Genomic DNA, 18522 nt, shown 5'->3' with positions numbered 1-18522 from the left:
GGTCAGCCGACGAGCGGCCGGGTCTCGGGATAGCGGAAGAGGCGCTTGCGTTTGCGGGTGCTCATCGCCAGCGAGGTCGCGAACAGGACGGGGCCGATGCGGCCGCCGTACATGACCACGATGATCAGCCATTTCGACGGGTCGCCGAGGTCGTACGTGATGCCGGTGGACTGGCCCACGGTGGCGGCCGCCGAGACCACCTCGAACATGATGGGCGCCAGCATGATGTCGGGCTCGAACCGCTGCATGAGCAGCACGGCGGCGACGATGAGGGCGAGGTAGACCAGGGCCACCGTGAGCGCTTCGCGGACCACGGGCGTCGGCAGGCGCCTGCGGAAGGCCGAGGCGTCCCGCTCGCCGCGGATCTCGGCCCAGATCACCATCATCAGCAGGAAGAACGTGGTGACCTTGATGCCGCCCGCGGTCGAGGCCGAGCCGCCGCCGATGAACATGAGCGCCATCGACACCAGCAGCGAGTCGTCGTTCAGCTGCCCCACGTCGATCGAGTTGAAGCCGCTCGTGCGCAGCACCGCCGACTGGAAGAACGCCGGCAGGAACCGGTCCTGCCAGGGGTACTGCCCGAACGTGCCCGGGTTCCCCCACTCCAGGACCAGCAGGACCAGCCAGCCGCCGAAGAGGAGCACGGCCGTGCCGGCCAGGGTCATCTTGGTGTGCAGCGACCACGCGCGCGGGCCTTTGCGCAGGCTGCGGCGCGAGAGCTCGTAGACCACGGGGATGCCCAGACCGCCGAGGACGCCGCCGAGCGCCAGCGGCAGGCTGATCCACGGGTCGGTCGCGAAGCCGATGGCCGAATCGGAGTACAGGGCGAAGCCGGCGTTGTTGAACGCGGCGACGCTGTGGAAGGCCCCGTGCCAGGTGGCCGCGCCCGGACCGAATCCGTACGCGACGTGCAGCCGCAGGGCCAGGACCGCGGCGGTCGCGACCTCGACGATGAGCGTGAACAGCACGGCGAAGCGCAGCACGCTCTTGACGTCGCCGAGGCTGATCGACGGGTGCAGTTCGGCCTGCGTCATGAGCTTCGAGCGCAGGCGGAGCCTGCGGCTGACCAGCAGGCCCAGGAACGCCGCGGTGGTCATGATGCCCAGACCGCCGAGCTGCATGCAGCCGAGGATGACCGCTTCGCCGAAGCCCGTCCAGTGCGTCGGCGTGTCCACAGTGATCAGACCGGTGACGCTGATCGCCGAGGCGGCGGTGAACAGGGTGTCGACGAAGCGCGTCCCGCCCGGCTCGGTCTGTGCGATCGGCAGCGCCAGCAGCCCGGCCGCGATCAGGATCGCGACGGCGAACCCGATCGGGACGATGCGGAGCGGGCTGCGGATGAAGCCGTCGAGTACGGCGCGCAGGACGGATTGCAGGGCACGGCCCTCAGGTAGGTCGGCGATCGCGGCACGGGACCGCGCCGCCGGATGCAGGATATCGTCGCCGCCCGTCTCGCGAACGCGACACGACGTCGCCTACCTGCGGAAATCCTCCCCGGCCGGGGTGCCCGCCGCGAGTTTTGACATTTTATTGACGCCGGACGCGCCCGACGGCCGCGGTTCCGGAGCTCAGCCCAGTTCCTTGCGCCAGGGCGGGTTCGCACCGGCCCGGGAGCAGGTCACGGCGGCGACCTTCGCAGCGAAGGCGACCGCCTCGCGCGCTTCGGATGCCGTCAGACGTGCGAGGCCGTCAGGGCGCAGGCGACCGTTCCGGTCCAGCCAGTCCAGCAGCGCTCCGCTGAACGAGTCGCCCGCGCCGACCGTGTCAACCATGTCGACGGGCGCGGCGGGCACCGCGAACGCCTCGCCGCCGGCCCACACGAGCGAGCCCTCGCCGCCGCGCGTGACGACGACCAGCTTGCGGCCCGCTGCGATCCAGGCCTCGGCGAGTTCGGCAGGGTCGGTCCCGGGCCAGATCCACGCCAGGTCCTCGTCCGAGACCTTCACGATCGCGGCGAAGCCGAGCCAGCGCTCCAGGCGCGCCCGGTAGTCCTCGCGGTCGCCCAGGAGCGCCGGGCGCACATTCGGGTCCAGGCTGATCGTGGTGCGGGCGCTGAGCGCCGCGAGCCACTGCTCGATGACCGGCCCGCCGGGGTCGACGGCGAGTGCGATCGATCCGGCGTGCACCGCGTCCAGGCCCGGGTGCTGCGGCAGTTCGTCTGCGGCCCATTGCCAGTCGGCGGTCCCGTCGACATGGAACGCGTACCTCGCGGACCCGCCCGTGTCGATCGAGACGATCGCCAGGCTCGTCGGCTCGGCCGCGTCCACGATCCACTGCAGGCGCACCTCGGACTCGGCCAGGTGGGTGCGCAGCAGCTTCCCGAACGCGTCCCCGGAGAGCCGCCCGAAGAAGGCGGCCTCGGCGCCCAGGCGGCCCAGCGTCACGGCCACGTTCATCGGGCTGCCGCCCGGGTGCGCGACCGGATGGCGGGCGTCCTCCTGGTCCACTTTCAAGTCGATCAGGGCCTCGCCGATCACACCGATCACCTGCGCACCAGCCTTTCGCCGTCCTCGACATCGCGGGGCCGATGATACTCCGGGCGGCACACGCGGCGGCCGACCGCGAACCGCCGCCGGCGACCGTGGACCGCCGCACTGGGCAGAGCCGCCCCATGGACCTGAGCCTCGCGCCGGAACCCGTCGAACGTGTTAGGAATGGTCATGGTTCTTCACCGGTCCTATGACGCCGTGATCGTCGGCGGCGGCCACAACGGGCTCGTCTCGGCGGCGTACCTGGCCCGCGCTGGACTCCGCGTCCTCGTCCTGGAACGCCTGGGCCGCACCGGAGGCGCGGCGATCTCAGCGCCGGCGTTCCCCGGCGTCGACGCCCGGCTCTCGCGGTACTCGTACCTGGTGAGCCTCCTGCCGCGCCGGATCGTCGACGACCTCGGGCTGCGGTTCACCGTGCGCAAGCGCAGCGTCTCGTCCTACACGCCGACCGAGCGCGGCGGCCGCCCCACCGGGCTGCTCGTCACACGGGACGCGGCCCGGACCAGGGAGTCGTTCGCGGGGCTCACCGGCTCGGACCGCGAGTTCGAGGCGTGGCAGGACTTCTACGGCAAGGCCGCGCACGTGGCGCAGCGGGTGTTCCCCACCCTCACCGAGCCACTGCCCACAGAGGACGAACTGCGCCAGCGCGTGGGCGACGACGGCATCTGGGGCATGTTCTTCCAGCAGCCCCTCGGCGAGACGATCGAGCAGACCTTCGCGGACGACCTCGTGCGCGGCGTCGTGCTCACCGACGGCCTCATCGGGACCTTCTCATCGGCGTGGGCCGATGACCTGCGGCAGAACCGCTGCTTCCTGTACCACGTGATCGGCGGCGGCACCGGCGACTGGGACGTGCCCGTGGGCGGCATGGGCGCCTTCACCGACGAACTCGCCCGCGTCGCACGCGCGGCCGGCGTGGAGATCCTCACCGACCATGAGGTCACGGCGATCGCCACGGACGGCGAGCGGGCCGAGGTGACCTACGAGCACGAGCAGGGGAGTGCCACGGTCGAGGCCGGGCACGTGCTGGTGAACGCCTCGCCCGAGGCGCTGGCGGATCTGCTCGGCCGGGAGCGGCCGGAGCCCGCCGAAGGGGCGCAGCTCAAAGTCAACATGCTCCTCAAACGGCTGCCGCGGCTGCGGGACACCGGCGTCGACCCGCGCGAGGCCTTCGCGGGCACGTTCCACGTGGCCGAATCCTTCGCGGAGCTCGAAGCCGCCTACACCGAGGCGGCCTCCGGGCGGCTGCCGTCGCAGCCGCCTGCTGAAATCTACTGCCACTCGCTCTCCGATCCGTCGATCCTGGGGGAGCAGCTGGCGCGCGAGGGCTACCACACGCTGACGCTGTTCGGGCTCCACACGCCCGCAAGGCTTTTCGACGGCTCCGGGGACGAGCGGCAGCGGCTGCTCGCGGCCACCGTCGCGCAGCTCGACCGGTACCTCGACGAGCCGCTGGCCGACTGCCTGGCGGCAGACGGCGACGGCGCGCCGTGCATCGAGGCGAAGACCCCGGTCGACCTCGAACGCGACCTCAGGCTCCCCGGCGGCAACATCTTCCACCGCGACCTGTCCTGGCCCTTCCGCACCGATGCGGCGACCGGCCGGTGGGGCGTGGAGACCGAGCACCCGAACGTGCTCCTCTGCGGAGCCGGGGCCGTGCGCGGCGGCGGGGTGAGCGGGATTCCCGGGCGCAACGCGGCCATGGCGGTGCTCGAAGCCCGGTCGGGTGTCGGGTCCCGGACGTAGACTGCCCGGCAGAGGCGAAGGAGGCAGTGATGACCCAGGTCGATGCGGTCATGGCCGAGCTGGCCGCGCTCGAGGACCCGAAGATGCGCGAGGTGAACGAGCGGCACGGTGACGACCACGGCGTGAACCTCACGAAGCTGCGCGCTGTGGCGAAGCGGCTGAAGACGCAGCAGGACCTGGCGCGGGAGCTCTGGGCCACCGAGGACACCGCCGCGAGGCTGCTCGCGCTGCTGATCTGCCGCCCGAAGGCCTTCGAGCGGGACGAGCTCGACGCGATGCTGCGCGGCGCGCGGACCCCGAAGGTCCACGACTGGCTCGTGAACTACGTGGTCAAGAAGCATCCTGAGGCCGAATCGCTGCGCCTGGCGTGGATCGACGACCCGGACCCGGTGACCGCCTCGGCCGGTTGGGCGCTGACGAGCGAGCGCGTCCAGAAGCGGCCCGAGGGCCTCGACCTCCCGGGCCTGCTCGACGTGATCGAAGCCGAGATGAAGGACGCCCCCGACCGTCTGCAATGGGCGATGAACCAGTGCCTGGCCCAGATCGGCATCTTCCACGCCGACCTCCGCGAGCGCGCCATCGCCATCGGCGAGCGGCTCGAAGTGCTCAAGGACTACCCGACGCCCCCGAACTGCACCTCGCCGTTCGCGCCGATCTGGATCGACGAGATCGTGCGGCGGCAGCACGCGGGCAAGGCCTGACGGACCGCGGCGGGTTTCGCGCCGGCCCGTCCGCGGTGCCTCAGGATTCGAGCGGTGGCTCGTCCTCTTCGGCGCTGGGGAGGAACGGCAGGGAGTCTTCGACCCCCAAGAGGTGGTTGGCCATGCGGATGCGGGCGCCCTCGGCGTCGTGGTACTTCAGAGCCCGCCAGATCGCGTGGTGCTCGCCGTGGGTGCGCCGGTCGATGCCCTCTTCGCGCAGGCTCCGCCACAGGCGCTCCCTGACGGTGCGGCTCGCGAAGGTCTCGATCATGCCGGTGAGCACCGGGTTGCCGGTGTGCGCGGCGATGATGCGGTGGAAGGCGATGTCGATCTCGATGATCCGCTCGTGCGCTTCGGGGGTCTCGTCGAGGATGCGGCCGGCCTCGTCCAGCAGGGCTTCGGCCTCCTTGAGGGCGTCGTCGGTGATCCTGGTGGCGGCGAGGCGGGCCGCCTCGCATTCGAGCAGGCGGCGGATGGCGTGGAGGTGCAGGGTCTGCCCCTCGCCCTGGAGGTCGACGACGAAGCCCATCGGCGCGAGCAGTTGCGAGACGTCGAGGTCGGTCACGTAGGTGCCGTCGCCCTGCCGCGAGTTGAGGATGCCGAGGATCGAGAGGGCCCGGACGCCTTCGCGGAGCGAGCCGCGGGAGACGCCGAGGGTCTCGGCGAGCTCCTTCTCCACGGGCAGGCGCTCGCCCGGCTGGAGATCGCCGTTGAGGATCATGTGTTTGATGCCGTTGACGACATCGTCCGTGCGGGACATGGATGCAAGTATCGCCGAGCGCTGTGCGAACCGCAAGAATGGTCGGATCTTTCACGCCGCGGTCCCGGCCGGTACGGCAAGAGGGCCTTCCGAGTCCGGGCGCAGTGTGCAGTCTGCGTCGCCCGGTTCGGAAGGCCCTCGGCCGCGGGCGGTTCGACAGCGAATCGACCCCCCGACCCTCACATCGTGCCCGCGGCCGTCCCGGGGAGCGAGCCCCCGGGACGTCTCTACCCCTTGATGGCCCCCGTGATGACGGCCTTGGTGAAGTGCTTCTGGATGAAGGGGTACATGATCACGATCGGGATCACGGTGCAGACCACGACCGCCATCTTGAGGGCCGCGGTGGGCGCGGCCTCGCCCTGGGACTGGTACTGCGCGGACGCGGAGGCGCCTTCGGGCAGGCCCTGTGTGGACATGAGCATCCGCTGCAGGACCACCTGGATCGGCTGGGTCTCCAGGCCGGGCGTGTAGAGCACGGCCGAGAAGTAGATGTTCCAGTAGCCGACCGCGTAGAACAGGGCGACGACCGCGAGGATCGCCTTGGACATCGGCAGCACGATCGTCAGGAGGATCCGGAACTCGCCGGCGCCGTCGATGCGGGCCGCGTCCAGCAGCTCGCCGGGGATCGTGTTCATGAAGAACGCCCTGAGGACGATGAGGTTGAAGGCGCTCAGGGCGACCGGCAGGATCAGCGACAGGTAGTCGTTGAACAGGCCGAGCTTCTGCACCACCAGGAAGCTGGGGTACATGCCGGGGCCGAACAGGAACGTGAACAGCACGAGCATGAGGATCGGCCGGTGCAGCAGCGAGCCGGTGCGCGACAGCGCGTACGCCCCGCAGATCGTGAGCACCATGCTGAAGGCGGTGCCTCCCGCGGTGAGGATGATCGTGAGGAGCAGCGAGTCGGTGAGCGCGCCGCCGGAGAAGATCTCGCTGTACGCGGCGAGGCTCAGATCGGTCGGGAGGAGCAGGAGGTTCCCGCCGGCCCGGTTGAGCGCGTCCTCGCTCGCGAAACTGGTGGCCACGATCGCCCAGAGCGGCACCACGACCGCCGCCGCATAGGCGATGAGGAAGAGCGCCTTGAGGCTCTTGCCGACGAAGGAGGGCTCCTCGTCCCAGACGGGACGGTCGCTCTGGCGGCGGGGCTTGGGCTTGATGTCGACGGCGGTCATGACTTCTGGTAGATCCCTTGCTCTCCGAGGCGGTGCGCGACGTTGTTGGCGGCGAGGATCAGGATGAGCCCGATCGCGCCCTTGAACAGGCCGGCCGCGGTGCCGAAGGAGGCCCCTTCGGTGCCGATGACGCTGCGGTAGTACACGTAGGTGTCGAGCACTTCGGTGGCCTGGTAGCCGATGGCGTTGCGCTGCAGCTGGTACTGCTCGAAGCCGACGGAGAGGATGCCGCCGATCTGCAGGATGAGGAGGAGGATGATCACGGGCCGGATGCCGGGCAGGGTGATGTGCCACATGCGGCGCCAGCGGTTCGCGCCGTCGACCGCGGCGGCCTCGTAGAGGCTCGGGTTGATCGAGGCGAGGGCGGCGAGGAAGATGATCATGCCCCAGCCGGCGTCCTTCCACGCCCACTGCATCCATGCGAGCAGCAGGAACGTGTCCGGGTCGGAGGTGAAGGTCATCCGGTCGCCCCCCAGGCTCGTGAGCCAGTTCGAGACGAGGCCGTCGGCGCCGAGGACCTGGACGAACACGGTGACGACCAGGACCCAGGAGAAGAAGTACGGCAGGTACACGATGGACTGGAACGTGCTGCGGACCTTGGTGGAGACCACTGAGTGCATGACCAGCGCGAGGATGATCGACAGCGGGAACAGCAGGACCAGCTGCGCGGCGGCGAACTTCAGCGTGTTCAGCAGTGCCGGAACGAAGTAAGGGTCCGCGAACAGCCGCTGGAACCAGGCGAAGCCGACGATCGGGTTCTCCCAGAACGGCCGGTGCGGGCTGTAGTCCATGAACGCGATGACGTTCCAGGCCGAGGGCCAGTAGAAGAACACCGCGAGCTGGGCGATCACCGGAAGCGCCAGTACCAGGAGGGGCCAGTCGTGCCGGAGGCGCTGCGCGAAGGTCCGCTTGCGTTTGACGGTGCGCGCGTCCGGGGTGCGGCCGGTGGTCGGTGGAGCCGCGCTTTGCATGGTTGCCATGGGTGTTCCCGTCTCAAGTCCGAGTTCGGTGGGCGTGAGCTGCCGGGCCGCCCGCACCGCGGGCGGCCTGGCGTCCGTCACTCCTCGTTGAGGCTCTTGTAGACGTCGGTGAAGAACCCGCGGGCCTCCTCGCCGCCGTTCTCCATGAAGGTGGCGACGATGTCCGGGATGGTGGAGAGCTCGGCCCGCCCGAAGGCGATGTCGTTCTGCTGGTCGTTGAAGACCTGGTTCGCGGACTTGAACACGGCCGGGGCCTCGATGCGGACACCCGAGAAGATGCCCGGGACGATGTACTCCTGGCACGAGGCGTTGAACTCGAAGTGGGCCTGGACGACCTCGGGGAGGCCGGTGAGGAACCGCTGGACCTTGCCGGAGTACTGCTTGAGGTTGACCGGGGCCTGGACGATCTTCTGGCCGTGCTCGGTGTGGACCGGGTTCCCGGTGGCGTCGTACTCGAAGTGGTCGCCTTCGACGCCGTACTCGAGGAGCTCGTACTCCTTGGTACCGAACGGCGCGGAGCACCAGTTGGCGACGTCGAGAAGCTCCTCGACCTGCTCCTTGGAGAGGTCCTTGTTCAGGAACGTCCAGCCGTCGACGGAGGTGTTGGCCTTGAGGGCCGGCTTGCGGCCCTTGGCGGCGATCGGCGGGACCGGAACGATCGCGCCGGTGGCGGAACCGTCCTTGACCTTGCTCGTGTACTCGTACCAGCGGACCGGGTTCTCCTGGGAGAACAGGGTCGTCCCGGCGATCTGCAGCGCCCCGTTGTCGAGGGTGCCGGTGGGAGCGTCCGGGTGGATGAGCTTCTCGTCCCACAGGGTGCGGCGGAACTCGAGCATCTCGGTGAACTCGGGCTTCTCGCAGTCGTGGATGAGCTTGCCCTGCGCCTCGTCCCAGTTCCAGCCCTCGTCGCCGACCAGGCCGAACAGCTGCGGGAGGATCCAGTCGACGCTGCCGAAGGCCCACTTGCCGTTCGCGTCGTCCGACCAGGTGCGGCAGGCCTCCAGGAGCTCTTCCACGGTGGTGGGCATCGCGATGCTCGCGGCCTCCATGAGGTCGACGCGGGTGAACAGGGCGTTGCCCGGCCCGCCGCTGAAGGTGGAGGGGATGCCGTAGAGGCGCGCGGTCTCGGGGTCGGTCGGGTCCGTGGACCAGACCGACTGCGCCCAGGACTGGGTCGGGAGGCCGGCCAGGAGCGGCCAGCGCTCGGAGATGTCGCCCTTGAGGATGTCGGTCAGGTCGTAGAAGGAGTTGACCACGGTCTCGGGGAAGTTCGTGTGGGAGCCCAGCATCCAGCTGAAGAGCAGGATGCCGTCGCCGTACTCGTTGGCGTTGAGCCACTGGACCGAGGTGTCGGCATAGGTGTTGCCGTCCGCCTGGCGGAGGTTCACGGTGGTTCCGCCCCAGGCGTCGCGCAGTGCCGTGAAGTAGGGGTCGTCGTTCGAGGGGGCCTCGCCCCAGAACGGCACGGTGATCTCGTAGGTGCCCGAGTTCGAGGGCACCTCGGTGACGGCCTCGATCGGCTCGGGGTACGAGGTGAACGCGGACGGGTGGTTCGGCGGCTCGCCGACCAGGTCGGGCTCGGCCGGGAGGGGCCATTCCTTGTGCTCGGGCAGGAAGTCGAAGCCCTCGGTCTGCTGAGCCGAGCCTTCGTTGCTGTCGATGTCGGAGCAGGCGGCGGCGAAGGGCAGCCCTGCGGCGCCGACGGCGCCGAGACCGGCGACCTTGAAGAGCGAGCGGCGCCGCATCGGTGCGGGGGAGGAGTCGGGCATCGTTGGCCTTTCAGTCGTGCTGCTGCGAGGGGGCAGGCAGCAGGGGGATCGCTAAATTTGGATATGCCTTCAAACAAAAGTAGGGGAGGCAGGGTTTTCGAGGCAAGACCCCGGGCCCGTAAAGATCAGATGATTCCGTAGTCATACGGGATCGATGCGAAGCCGTTATGTGGTAAACGCTGGCCTTTCGCCCTCATGTGTTAAAGCCAGGCCATGGATCATCCGATCATTCTCGCCGGGCGCGGGGACCCGCCCGGCACCGCTGGCCGCGGCGGCTCCCGCTTGACCGGGTATCGACAACTGTCTATGGTGAATGGAGCGAAACGATCGTCCTCAGTGTCGAAAGTTTCGATCCGCGGTGTGCGCCGATCCCGGCACCATCCACCCGTGCGCCGCTCGCGGCCGCGGCGCCTCCCGGCCCCGGCCGCCCCCCATCGACGAAAAACTCGAACCTGGAGCTCGCATGAGACTGAGAGCGCTCACATCCCGAGGTCGCGGCACCGCCGCGCTCCTCATCGCATTCCTGATGGTCCTGTCCGCCCAACTCCTCGCCCCCCAAGCGGCGCAGGCGCAGACCGGACTCACCGTCAACCTCGCCTCCGACGCCGGCCCCTCGGAGGGCGTGGGGCTCGGCTTCCTCTACGGCGTCAACGCGGACGGCTCGCAGCCGCCCGCCTCGCTCCTCGAGCCCCTGCGCATGAACGCCTTCCGCGGCGGCGGCCACGTCTCCCGCGGCTGGATCGAGGACGGCTACCGCAACGGCCAGGCCACCCAGGCCGTGCTCAGCTCGATCACCTCCCAGGCGCGGCGCTTCACCGCCGCCCCCTACAACGCCCAGTACCAGGCCATCCTCAGCGACATGTACGGCGCGTTCGGCGGCCAGGGCGCGAACACCATGTACCCCTGCGACAACGGCAACTGCTCCAACTGGGTGACCTTCCTCGAGACCGTCGTCGGCCAGCTGCGCGACACCGGCCTGCCGATCACCTACGACATCTGGAACGAGCCGGACATCGACATCTTCTGGACGCGCGGGGTCAACAGCCCCCAGTACTTCCAGATGTGGGACACCGCCGTCCGCACCATCCAGCGCGTCGACCCCGACGCCGAGATCGTCGGCCCCTCCTTCGCCTATACGCCCGACCGCCGCCCCGAGCAGTGGCAGACCTTCCTCTCGCACGTGAAGGCCGCCGGGACCCTGCCGGACATGATCGCCAACCACACCCTCGGCAACGTCGACGACCCGGTGCGGGTGGGCGACTCCACGCTCGCAGCGCTGGCTGCCAACGGCATCCCGGCGCTTCCGTTGTCCGCCAACGAGTACCAGCCGCAGAACATGCAGACCGCCAACGTCACCGCCTGGTACCTGGCCCGGTTCGCGCAGTCCGACTACGACAACGCGATCCGCGGCAACTGGTTCTGCTGCCTCACCCCGAACCTGACCGGTCTGCTGACCCAGACCGGCGGCAGCTGGAGCCCCACGGGCAACTGGTGGGTGATGAAGTCCTATGCGGACATGACCGGCACGCTCCTGCAGACCTCGGGCCAGGTGAACGGCACCGCGATCTCCGCGTCGAAGGACGAGGCCGCCCGCCGGGCGGTCGCGGTCCTGGGCAACATCAACGGCGCCACCGGATCCACTTCGGTCACCTTCAACGGGCTGGCGTCGGTGCCGTGGCTGACCGAGGGCGGGAACGTCCACGTCACCGTCAACCGCATCCCCGAGGCGGCCCCGCTGAGCGCCCCGCAGGTCGTCTACAGCCAGGACGTGAGCACTGCGAGCGGTTCGATCACCGTGCCGTTCACCATCCAGAACGCCCGCGACGCGTACTCGGTCTACCTCACCCCGGCCACCGGGGGCGGCGGCGACACCGGCCAGCTCCGCTCGGCCGCGTCCGGGCGCTGCATGGACGTGCCGAACTCGTCGACCACCGCCGGCACCCGCGTCCAGATCTGGGACTGCCACACCGGCGCCAACCAGCAGTGGACGCTCAGTGACAGCGGTGAACTGTCCGTCTACAGCGGAGGATCACGGCGCTGCCTCGACGCGTACGAGAACCAGACGACCGCGGGCACACCGGTGATCATCTGGTCCTGCCACGGCGGCGCGAACCAGCGTTGGACGCTGCAATCGGACGGCACCGTGAGGAACTCGCTCTCCGGCCTGTGCCTCGACGTCAACGGCGCGGCGACGGCGAACGGCACCCAAGCGGTGCTGTGGACCTGCCACGGCCAGTCCAACCAGCGGTGGACACTCGGCTGAGCCGGCGATCCGCCCGTCCGCGGTTCAGCGGGCGGGCGGAGCGGTGCTCGAGCGCAGGATGAGTTCCGTGGCGATCTCGACGCGCCGTTTCGGCGGGGTGCGCCCCGCCGCGAGGTCGAGCAGCATCGTCGCCGCCGCGGCGGCCATGTCGTGCAGCGGCTGGCGCACCGAGGTGAGCGGCGGGATCATCCACTTGGCCTTCGGCAGGTCGTCGAAGCCGACCACGCTGAGGTCGTCGGGCACGCGCAGGCCCAGTTCGGCGGCGGCGTGGTAGACGCCCAGCGCCGATCCGTCGTTGCAGGCGAAGATCGCCGTGGGCGGGTCCGGGAGGCGCAGGAGGGTCCTGGCGTGGTCGCGGCCGTCCTCGATCTGGAAGTCGCCCACGCACACCAGTTCCGGGTCCACGGGCACGCCGGCGAGGTCCATCGCGGCGCGGAAGCCGTCCAGCCGGGCGCGGCCAGCGAGTACCCGCTCAGGGCCGGTGATGACGGCGATGCGGCGGTGCCCGAGTTCGAGCAGGTGCCGCGTGGCCTCCAGGCCGCCGTTCCAGTTGCTCGTGCCCACGGACGGGTCGTCATGGCCGGGCTCGCCCGTGGGATCGACCGCGACGATGGCGATGTCCCTGGTGCGCAAGCGCTCCCGCTGCTCCGGGGTGACGCCGCAGAAGACGGGGACGACCCCCACGGGGCGGCGAGCCAGGACGTCCTCGACCCAGCCGCGGCCGGGGACGTGGCTGCCGCCGAGCTCGGAGACGACGACGCCCAGGCCGTTCGCGCGCGCGACGGTGCTGACGCCGTTGATGACCTCGACCGGGTACAGCCCGCGCACTTCGTGGAAGAGGAGTTCGATGAGCGGCGCGGGACGGGACGGGCGCTTCTGGCGGCGGTAGCCGTGCCGGCTGATGAGCGTCTCGACCAGCTCCCGGGTCTCGGGCGCGACGTCGAGGCGCCCGTTCACGACTTTGGAGACGGTGGCGACGGAGACGCCGGCGCGTTCGGCGAGCTGCGCGATGGTGAACGGCTCGCCTTCCGGCGCAGCGGGGGAGTCGGGGGAGGAGGTCATTCGTGGATTCTAGCTGCGGTCGCGTCGATCATTCCGGGTCGAGGACGGCCCCGCTCTTGACACGCATCGACGGTTATCGATAACTTAGAACCGGAAGTTTCGATGAGACAATCGAAAATTTCGAGCGATCGAGCCCGGCACTCGAGCGCCGCCGCTGCGCGGCGGCGTTCGACACTCGAACAGGAACAGCGATGCCCCACGTCAGCCCACCGACCCCAGCGCCCCGGAGCACCGCCTCCTGACCCGCACCGGCGTCGGCGCCGACCCCTCCGAACCCCCACGCCCGCGCAACGCTCCGCCCCGGCCACCGAATCCATTAGGGAGTCATTGATGCAAGCGGCACCCGACCTCGCGGTCCTCCACCGGTGGGCCCGCGTCCTCACCGCCCTGGCGGTCGCGGCCGTGCTCGCCACGGCCGGCCTGCTCGGCCTCGGCGCGCAGCGCGCCGACGCCCAGCCGACCGCCAGCGACTGGTACACCGTCCAGTCGCGCCACTCCGGCCTCGTCCTCGACATCCAGGGCGCCTCGACCGCCACGGGCGCCGCCCTCACCCAGTACACCGGTTGGGAAGGGGCGAACCAGCAGTTCCGGTTCATCGACATCGGCAACGGCTACCACAAGATCCAGGCCCGCCACTCCGGGCTCGTGCTCGACCTCTGGAACTTCAGCACCGCCAACGGCGCCACCATCGCCCAGTACACCGACGTCGGCGGCGTCAACCAGCAGTGGAAGGTCACCGAGAACGCCGAAGGCTACTACTCGATCGTCAACCGCCACTCCGGCAAGGCCCTCGACGTCCACAACTGGTCGACCACCCCCGGCTCGCCGATCGTGCAGTACACCGTCACCGGCGCCACGAACCAGCAGTGGCAGCTCAACCCCGTCGGCTCCACGTGCGGCGCCGACACCGTCCTCGCCGACATCCGCGAGGACACCCAGGCCTGATCCCCCGTGGGGCGGCCGGTGCCAACGAGCGTTACCGACCGGCCGCCCCTCCCTCCCGCCCCGGCCACCGCCCGGGAAGCCGACTTCGACCGAGGAGCACTGCCATGAACCGGATCGACCACGCCCTCGACCTCACCACCAGCCGCCGCGGCCTGTTCATCGCCGGCGCGGGTCTGGCCGCCGGAGCCGCGGCGGCCGTCTACGGCCCCTATGCGCTCGGCCAGGCCGAGGCCCAGCAGTCCAGCTACACCAACCCCGTCGTGTGGCAGGACTTCGCCGACGTCGAGGTCATCCGCGTCGGCGACGTCTTCTACATGACCGCGTCCACCATGCACTACTCGCCCGGCGCGCCCGTCCTGCGCTCCTGGGACCTCGTCAACTGGGAGTTCATCGGCCACTCCGTGCCGAGGCTCGACTTCGGCGCCAAGTACGACATGAGCGGCGGCCGCGGCTACGTGCGCGGCATCTGGGCCTCCACCCTCGCCCACCGCGCGAGCGAAGGCCGCTTCTACTGGCTCGGCCAGATCGACTTCGCCCGCTCCTACATGTACACCGCGACCAGCGCCGCCGGGCCCTGGACCCGCCACGCCGAGCTGCCCCGCGCCTACTACGACGCCGGGATGCTCATCGACACCGACAACACCATGTACGTCGCCTACGGCAACACCCAGATCTCCGTCGCCCAGCTCTCCGCCGACGGCCGGACCGAGGTCCGCAACCAGCAGGTCTTCTCCACACCCTCGAACATCGGCACCCTCGAGGGCGCCCGCTTCTACAAGATCAACGGCAGCTACTACATCTTCCTCACCCGCCCCGCCAACGGCCAGTACATCCTCAAAGCCGCATCCCCTTGGGGCCCTTACACACTCCGGCAGGTCCTGCTCGACATGCCGGGCCCGATCCCCGGCGGCGGCGTCCCGCACCAGGGCGGCCTCATCTCGACCCCCGGCGGCGCCTGGTACTACATGGGATTCGTCGACGCCTACCCCGGCGGACGGATGCCGGCGATGGCGCCGATCAGCTGGACCTCGGACGGCTGGCCGCAGGTGCAGACGGTGAACGGCGCCTGGGGGCAGACCTACCCGTTCCCGAACCTCACCCCGCGCCCGGTGCCGCCGATGACCGGCGCGGACACGTTCACGACCACCGCGCTCGGGGCCAAATGGGAGTGGAACCACAACCCCGACAACACGAAGTGGACCTCGGGGAACGGCCTCCGGCTCCAGACCGCGACCGTGACGAACGACCTCTACTCGGCCCGCAACACCCTCACCCACCGCATCCAGGGCCCGAGCTCCACGGCCACGGTCGAACTCGACCTCTCCGCCATGAGGGACGGCGACCGCACCGGCCTGGCGATGCTCCGCGACGCCTCGGCCTGGATCGGCGTGCGGCGCGACAACGGCGTCCTGCGGGCCGTCATGTGGGACGGCCTCACCATGGACTCGAGCTGGAACACCACCGGCACCGGCACGCAGCGCGCCGCCGCGGACCTGTGCGACACCCGGATCTGGCTGCGCGCCACCGCGGACATCCGCCCCGGCGCGGGCCGCCAGGCCCTGTTCTCCTACAGCACCGACGGATCGAACTTCGTCCGCCTCGGCCCCGGGTTCACGCTCAACAGCAACTGGACGTTCTTCATGGGCTACCGCTTCGGCGTCTTCAACCACGCCACGCAGGCGCTCGGCGGCGCGGTCACGGTCAAGAGGTTCGACGTCACGACCCCCTGAGCCGCAAGCGAAGACCGCGCGCTGTATTCAAACGTGTCGATCTTTGCTAGCGTGGGTTCTCGGTAACATTTTCCTTTCCGGAGGTACCCCTCATGTCGACGTCCCCACTCAGCCGCCGCAGACTCATCCAGGCCGCCGGCGTCGCGGCCGTGGCCACCGCCGCCCCCGGCATCGGCGGCGGCCACGCCCAAGCCGCGCTCGCCACCGCCCGGCCCGATATCGGCGCCGCCGCCCACGAGTTCGCCCTGGGCCAGGTCACGCTCAACGCGGGCCGCTGGCTCGACAACCAGAACCGCACCCTCGCGTACCTGCGGTTCGTCGACGTCGACCGGCTGCTCTACAACTTCCGCGCCAACCACCGGCTCTCCACCGGCGGCGCCGCCTCCAACGGCGGCTGGGACGCCCCGAACTTCCCCTTCCGCACCCACATGCAGGGCCACTTCCTCACCGCCTGGGCCCAGGCGTGGGCCGTGCTCGGCGACACGACCTGCCGCGACAAGGCCGCCACGATGGTCGCCGAACTCGCCAAGTGCCAGGCCAACAACGCCGCCGCCGGCTTCAGTGCCGGGTACCTCTGCGGCTTCCCCGAATCCGACTTCACCGCCCTCGAGAACGGCACGCTCACCAACGGCAACGTCCCGTACTACGTCATCCACAAGACCCTCGCGGGCCTGCTCGACGTATGGCGGCTCATCGGCTCCACCCAGGCCCGCGACGTGCTCCTCGCGCTCGCCGGCTGGGTCGACACCCGCACCGCCCGCCTCTCCGCCTCCCAGATGCAGACCGTCCTGGCCCGCGAGTTCGGCGGCATGAACGCCGTCCTCGCCGACCTCTACCAGCACACCGGCACCGAGCGCTGGCTCACGGCCGCCAAGCGGTTCGACCACGCCGCGGTCTTCGACCCGCTCGCGAACGGCCAGGACCGGTTGAACGGCCTGCACGCGAACACCCAGGTGCCCAAGGCGATCGGGGCCGCCCGCGAGTACAAGGCCACCGGCACCGCCCGCTACCGCTCCATCGCGTCGAACTTCTGGAACTTCGTGGTCGACGCCCACACCTACGCGATCGGCGGCAACTCCGAGGCCGAGCACTTCCGCCCGCCGAACGCCATCGCCGCCTACCTCGACACCGACACGTGCGAAGGCTGCAACACCTACAACATGCTGCGCCTCACCCGCGAGCTGTGGCTGCTCGAACCGGACAACGCCGCGTACTTCGACTTCTACGAACGGGCCCTCCTCAACCACCTCATCGGCTGGCAGAACCCGGCCGACCGGCACGGGCACATCACCTACTTCACGCCCCTGAACCCCGGGGGCCGCCGCGGCGTCGGCCCGGCCTGGGGCGGCGGCACCTGGAGCACCGACTACAACTCCTTCTGGTGCTGCCAAGGCACCGGCATCGAGACGTTCACGAAGCTCATGGACTCCGTGTACTTCCGGGCCGACACGACGCTGTACGTCAACCTGTACACGCCCTCGCGCCTGAACTGGACCGAGCGCGGCATCACCGTCGTGCAGTCCACGTCGTACCCGGTGAGCGACACGACCACCCTCACCGTCGCCGGCAGCGCCGCCGGTTCCTGGACGATGCGCCTGCGCATCCCCGCCTGGACCGAAGGCGCGGTCGTCAGCGTCAACGGCCAGGCCCAGTCGATCCCCGCCGCACCGGGCACCTATGCGGCGCTGACCCGCTCGTGGACCTCAGGCGACACGGTCACCGTGAAACTCCCGATGCGCGTGGCACTGGAGGCCGCCAACGACGATGAGAACGTCTCGGCGGTGGTCTTCGGCCCCACGGTGCTCTCCGGCGACTACGGGGGCACCGCGCTCGGCACCCTGCCCTTCCTCGACCCCGACTCGATCCAGCGGACCAGCGCCTCCTCGCTCGCCTTCACCGCCACCGCCGACGGCGCCACTGTGAATCTCGGTCCGTTCTTCGACGCCCACGGCCACAACTACACCGTCTACTGGAACGCCTCCGGTGAAGGCGGTTCGACCGGGGCTCCCGCGTTCAAGCTCTACAATGCGCACTCGAACCTCGTGCTCGGCGTGCAGGACATGTCAACGGCCGCCGGCGGTCCCGCCCTCCAATGGAACGACACCGGCACCGCCGACCACAGATGGGATCTCGTGGCCTCCGGCGCGAACGTGAAGCTCCGCAACCGCAACTCCGGCCTCGTGCTCGGCGTGCAGGACATGTCGACCGCCGACAACGCCCGCGTCGTCCAGTGGAACGACACCGGCACCGCCGACCACCTCTGGTCCGTCGTCGACAACGGCGACGGCCGCCACAAGATCCGCAACGCCCACACCGGGAAGCTCCTGGCGATCCTCAACGCCTCCACCGCCGCCGGAGGCCAGGCCGTGCAGGACTCCGACAACGGGACCGCCGACAACTTCTGGCGCTTCGTCCCCGACGGGGCCCGCCGCATCCAGAACGTCAACAGCGGCATGGTGATCGGCATCCAGAACATGTCCACCGCCAACGGCGGCCTCGCCGTCCAGTGGGGGAGCACCGGCACGGCCGACCACTTCTGGACGGCGGTCCTGGACACCGGCGGCTACTTCAAACTCCGCAACGGCAACAGCGGCAAGGTCCTCGGCGTCGAGAACGCCTCCACCGCCGCGGGCGCCCGCGTGCTGCAGTGGGACGACAACGGCACGAACGACCACCGGTGGCGCCTGCGCTACCGCTCCAACGGCGCCTTCCGCATCCAATGCGCCAACGGCGGCAAGGTCCTCGGCGTCCAGAACGCCGCGAAGACCCAAGGAGCCCAGGTCGTCACCTGGGACGACACCGGTGCCGCCGACCACCTCTGGCGGTTCGTCTGACCCCCGCGCGGGCCCGGCCCGCCGAGGCCGGGCCCACCTTCCGGGAGACCCGCCAACCGCTCCGTCGAAAC

13 protein-coding genes are annotated in these 18522 nt (G+C 69.8%); 6 read left to right on the top strand and 7 right to left on the bottom strand.

The window, feature by feature from the left end:
- Positions 1-2 precede the first annotated feature (2 nt).
- Both AB0I03_RS06680 and AB0I03_RS06675 read right to left on the bottom strand, forming a co-directional pair.
- Positions 3-1292, bottom strand: a complete 1290-nt coding sequence (locus AB0I03_RS06680; protein WP_360408125.1) for a potassium transporter TrkG — start codon at positions 1290-1292, stop codon at positions 3-5.
- Positions 1293-1568: 276 nt separating this feature from the next.
- Entirely contained in the window at positions 1569-2486 is a 918-nt protein-coding gene (locus AB0I03_RS06675; RefSeq protein ID WP_360407531.1) for a carbohydrate kinase, read from the bottom strand.
- 174 nt (positions 2487-2660) lie between these two features.
- Here AB0I03_RS06675 and AB0I03_RS06670 point away from each other — a divergent pair, with 174 nt between their 5' ends.
- Positions 2661-4235: an NAD(P)/FAD-dependent oxidoreductase gene (locus AB0I03_RS06670; RefSeq protein WP_360407528.1), complete on the top strand. Its 1575-nt coding sequence runs from the start codon at positions 2661-2663 to the stop codon at positions 4233-4235.
- Positions 4236-4264: 29 nt separating this feature from the next.
- Positions 4265-4936: a DNA alkylation repair protein gene (locus tag AB0I03_RS06665; protein WP_360407525.1), complete on the top strand. Its 672-nt coding sequence runs from the start codon at positions 4265-4267 to the stop codon at positions 4934-4936.
- A 40-nt stretch (positions 4937-4976) separates the two neighbouring features.
- Here AB0I03_RS06665 and AB0I03_RS06660 read toward each other — a convergent pair whose 3' ends face one another.
- From AB0I03_RS06660 to AB0I03_RS06645, 4 genes are all read right to left on the bottom strand, one after another.
- Positions 4977-5696, bottom strand: a complete 720-nt coding sequence (locus AB0I03_RS06660) for a FadR/GntR family transcriptional regulator (protein WP_360407522.1) — start codon at positions 5694-5696, stop codon at positions 4977-4979.
- A gap of 227 nt (positions 5697-5923) precedes the next feature.
- The gene (locus AB0I03_RS06655; protein WP_360407519.1) at positions 5924-6868 is read right to left on the bottom strand and encodes a carbohydrate ABC transporter permease; all 945 of its coding nucleotides are present in this window, start codon (positions 6866-6868) and stop codon (positions 5924-5926) included.
- A complete protein-coding gene (locus AB0I03_RS06650; protein ID WP_360407516.1) occupies positions 6865-7848 on the bottom strand; it encodes an ABC transporter permease subunit in 984 nt (327 codons plus the stop codon). Before AB0I03_RS06650 ends, AB0I03_RS06655 begins: the two co-directional genes overlap by 4 nt.
- Positions 7849-7925: 77 nt before the next feature.
- Positions 7926-9617: a hypothetical protein gene (locus tag AB0I03_RS06645; protein WP_360407513.1), complete on the bottom strand. Its 1692-nt coding sequence runs from the start codon at positions 9615-9617 to the stop codon at positions 7926-7928.
- A gap of 463 nt (positions 9618-10080) precedes the next feature.
- Here AB0I03_RS06645 and AB0I03_RS06640 point away from each other — a divergent pair, with 463 nt between their 5' ends.
- Complete coding sequence (locus AB0I03_RS06640; RefSeq protein ID WP_360407510.1) at positions 10081-11880, top strand: ricin-type beta-trefoil lectin domain protein; 1800 nt, start codon at positions 10081-10083, stop codon at positions 11878-11880.
- 24 nt (positions 11881-11904) lie between these two features.
- Here the strand turns inward: AB0I03_RS06640 and AB0I03_RS06635 are convergent, their stop codons facing one another.
- Complete coding sequence (locus AB0I03_RS06635; protein WP_360407507.1) at positions 11905-12942, bottom strand: LacI family DNA-binding transcriptional regulator; 1038 nt, start codon at positions 12940-12942, stop codon at positions 11905-11907.
- A gap of 330 nt (positions 12943-13272) precedes the next feature.
- On the opposite strand from AB0I03_RS06635, the gene AB0I03_RS06630 reads away from it, so the two are divergent.
- The 3 genes from AB0I03_RS06630 to AB0I03_RS06620 all read left to right on the top strand — a co-directional run bounded on the left by AB0I03_RS06630 (position 13273) and on the right by AB0I03_RS06620 (position 18451).
- Positions 13273-13887 carry an RICIN domain-containing protein gene (locus AB0I03_RS06630; protein ID WP_360407504.1) on the top strand — a complete coding sequence of 205 codons (615 nt, stop codon included), beginning with the start codon at positions 13273-13275 and terminating at the stop codon, positions 13885-13887.
- Between the two features lie 104 nt (positions 13888-13991).
- A complete protein-coding gene (locus AB0I03_RS06625) occupies positions 13992-15617 on the top strand; it encodes a family 43 glycosylhydrolase (RefSeq protein ID WP_360407501.1) in 1626 nt (541 codons plus the stop codon).
- A 92-nt stretch (positions 15618-15709) separates the two neighbouring features.
- Positions 15710-18451 carry a beta-L-arabinofuranosidase domain-containing protein gene (locus AB0I03_RS06620; protein WP_360407498.1) on the top strand — a complete coding sequence of 914 codons (2742 nt, stop codon included), beginning with the start codon at positions 15710-15712 and terminating at the stop codon, positions 18449-18451.
- The last annotated feature ends 71 nt before the right edge of the window (positions 18452-18522 follow it).

Source organism: Glycomyces sp. NPDC021274 (assembly GCF_040641195.1).
Taxonomy (GTDB): domain Bacteria; phylum Actinomycetota; class Actinomycetes; order Mycobacteriales; family Micromonosporaceae; genus Glycomyces.
This window is presented reverse-complemented; position numbering and strand designations above follow the sequence as displayed.

Bases quoted from the DNA above. Each gene is read 5' to 3' on its own strand.
- AB0I03_RS06650 (WP_360407516.1), bottom strand. From the start codon at position 7,848: ATGGCAACCATGCAAAGCGCGGCTCCACCGACCACCGGCCGCACCCCG.
- AB0I03_RS06620 (WP_360407498.1), top strand. From the start codon at position 15,710: ATGTCGACGTCCCCACTCAGCCGCCGCAGACTCATCCAGGCCGCCGGC.
- AB0I03_RS06630 (WP_360407504.1), top strand. From the start codon at position 13,273: ATGCAAGCGGCACCCGACCTCGCGGTCCTCCACCGGTGGGCCCGCGTC.
- AB0I03_RS06625 (WP_360407501.1), top strand. From the start codon at position 13,992: ATGAACCGGATCGACCACGCCCTCGACCTCACCACCAGCCGCCGCGGC.
- AB0I03_RS06640 (WP_360407510.1), top strand. From the start codon at position 10,081: ATGAGACTGAGAGCGCTCACATCCCGAGGTCGCGGCACCGCCGCGCTC.
- AB0I03_RS06670 (WP_360407528.1), top strand. From the start codon at position 2,661: ATGGTTCTTCACCGGTCCTATGACGCCGTGATCGTCGGCGGCGGCCAC.
- AB0I03_RS06660 (WP_360407522.1), bottom strand. From the start codon at position 5,696: ATGTCCCGCACGGACGATGTCGTCAACGGCATCAAACACATGATCCTC.
- AB0I03_RS06635 (WP_360407507.1), bottom strand. From the start codon at position 12,942: ATGACCTCCTCCCCCGACTCCCCCGCTGCGCCGGAAGGCGAGCCGTTC.
- AB0I03_RS06665 (WP_360407525.1), top strand. From the start codon at position 4,265: ATGACCCAGGTCGATGCGGTCATGGCCGAGCTGGCCGCGCTCGAGGAC.
- AB0I03_RS06655 (WP_360407519.1), bottom strand. From the start codon at position 6,868: ATGACCGCCGTCGACATCAAGCCCAAGCCCCGCCGCCAGAGCGACCGT.
- AB0I03_RS06645 (WP_360407513.1), bottom strand. From the start codon at position 9,617: ATGCCCGACTCCTCCCCCGCACCGATGCGGCGCCGCTCGCTCTTCAAG.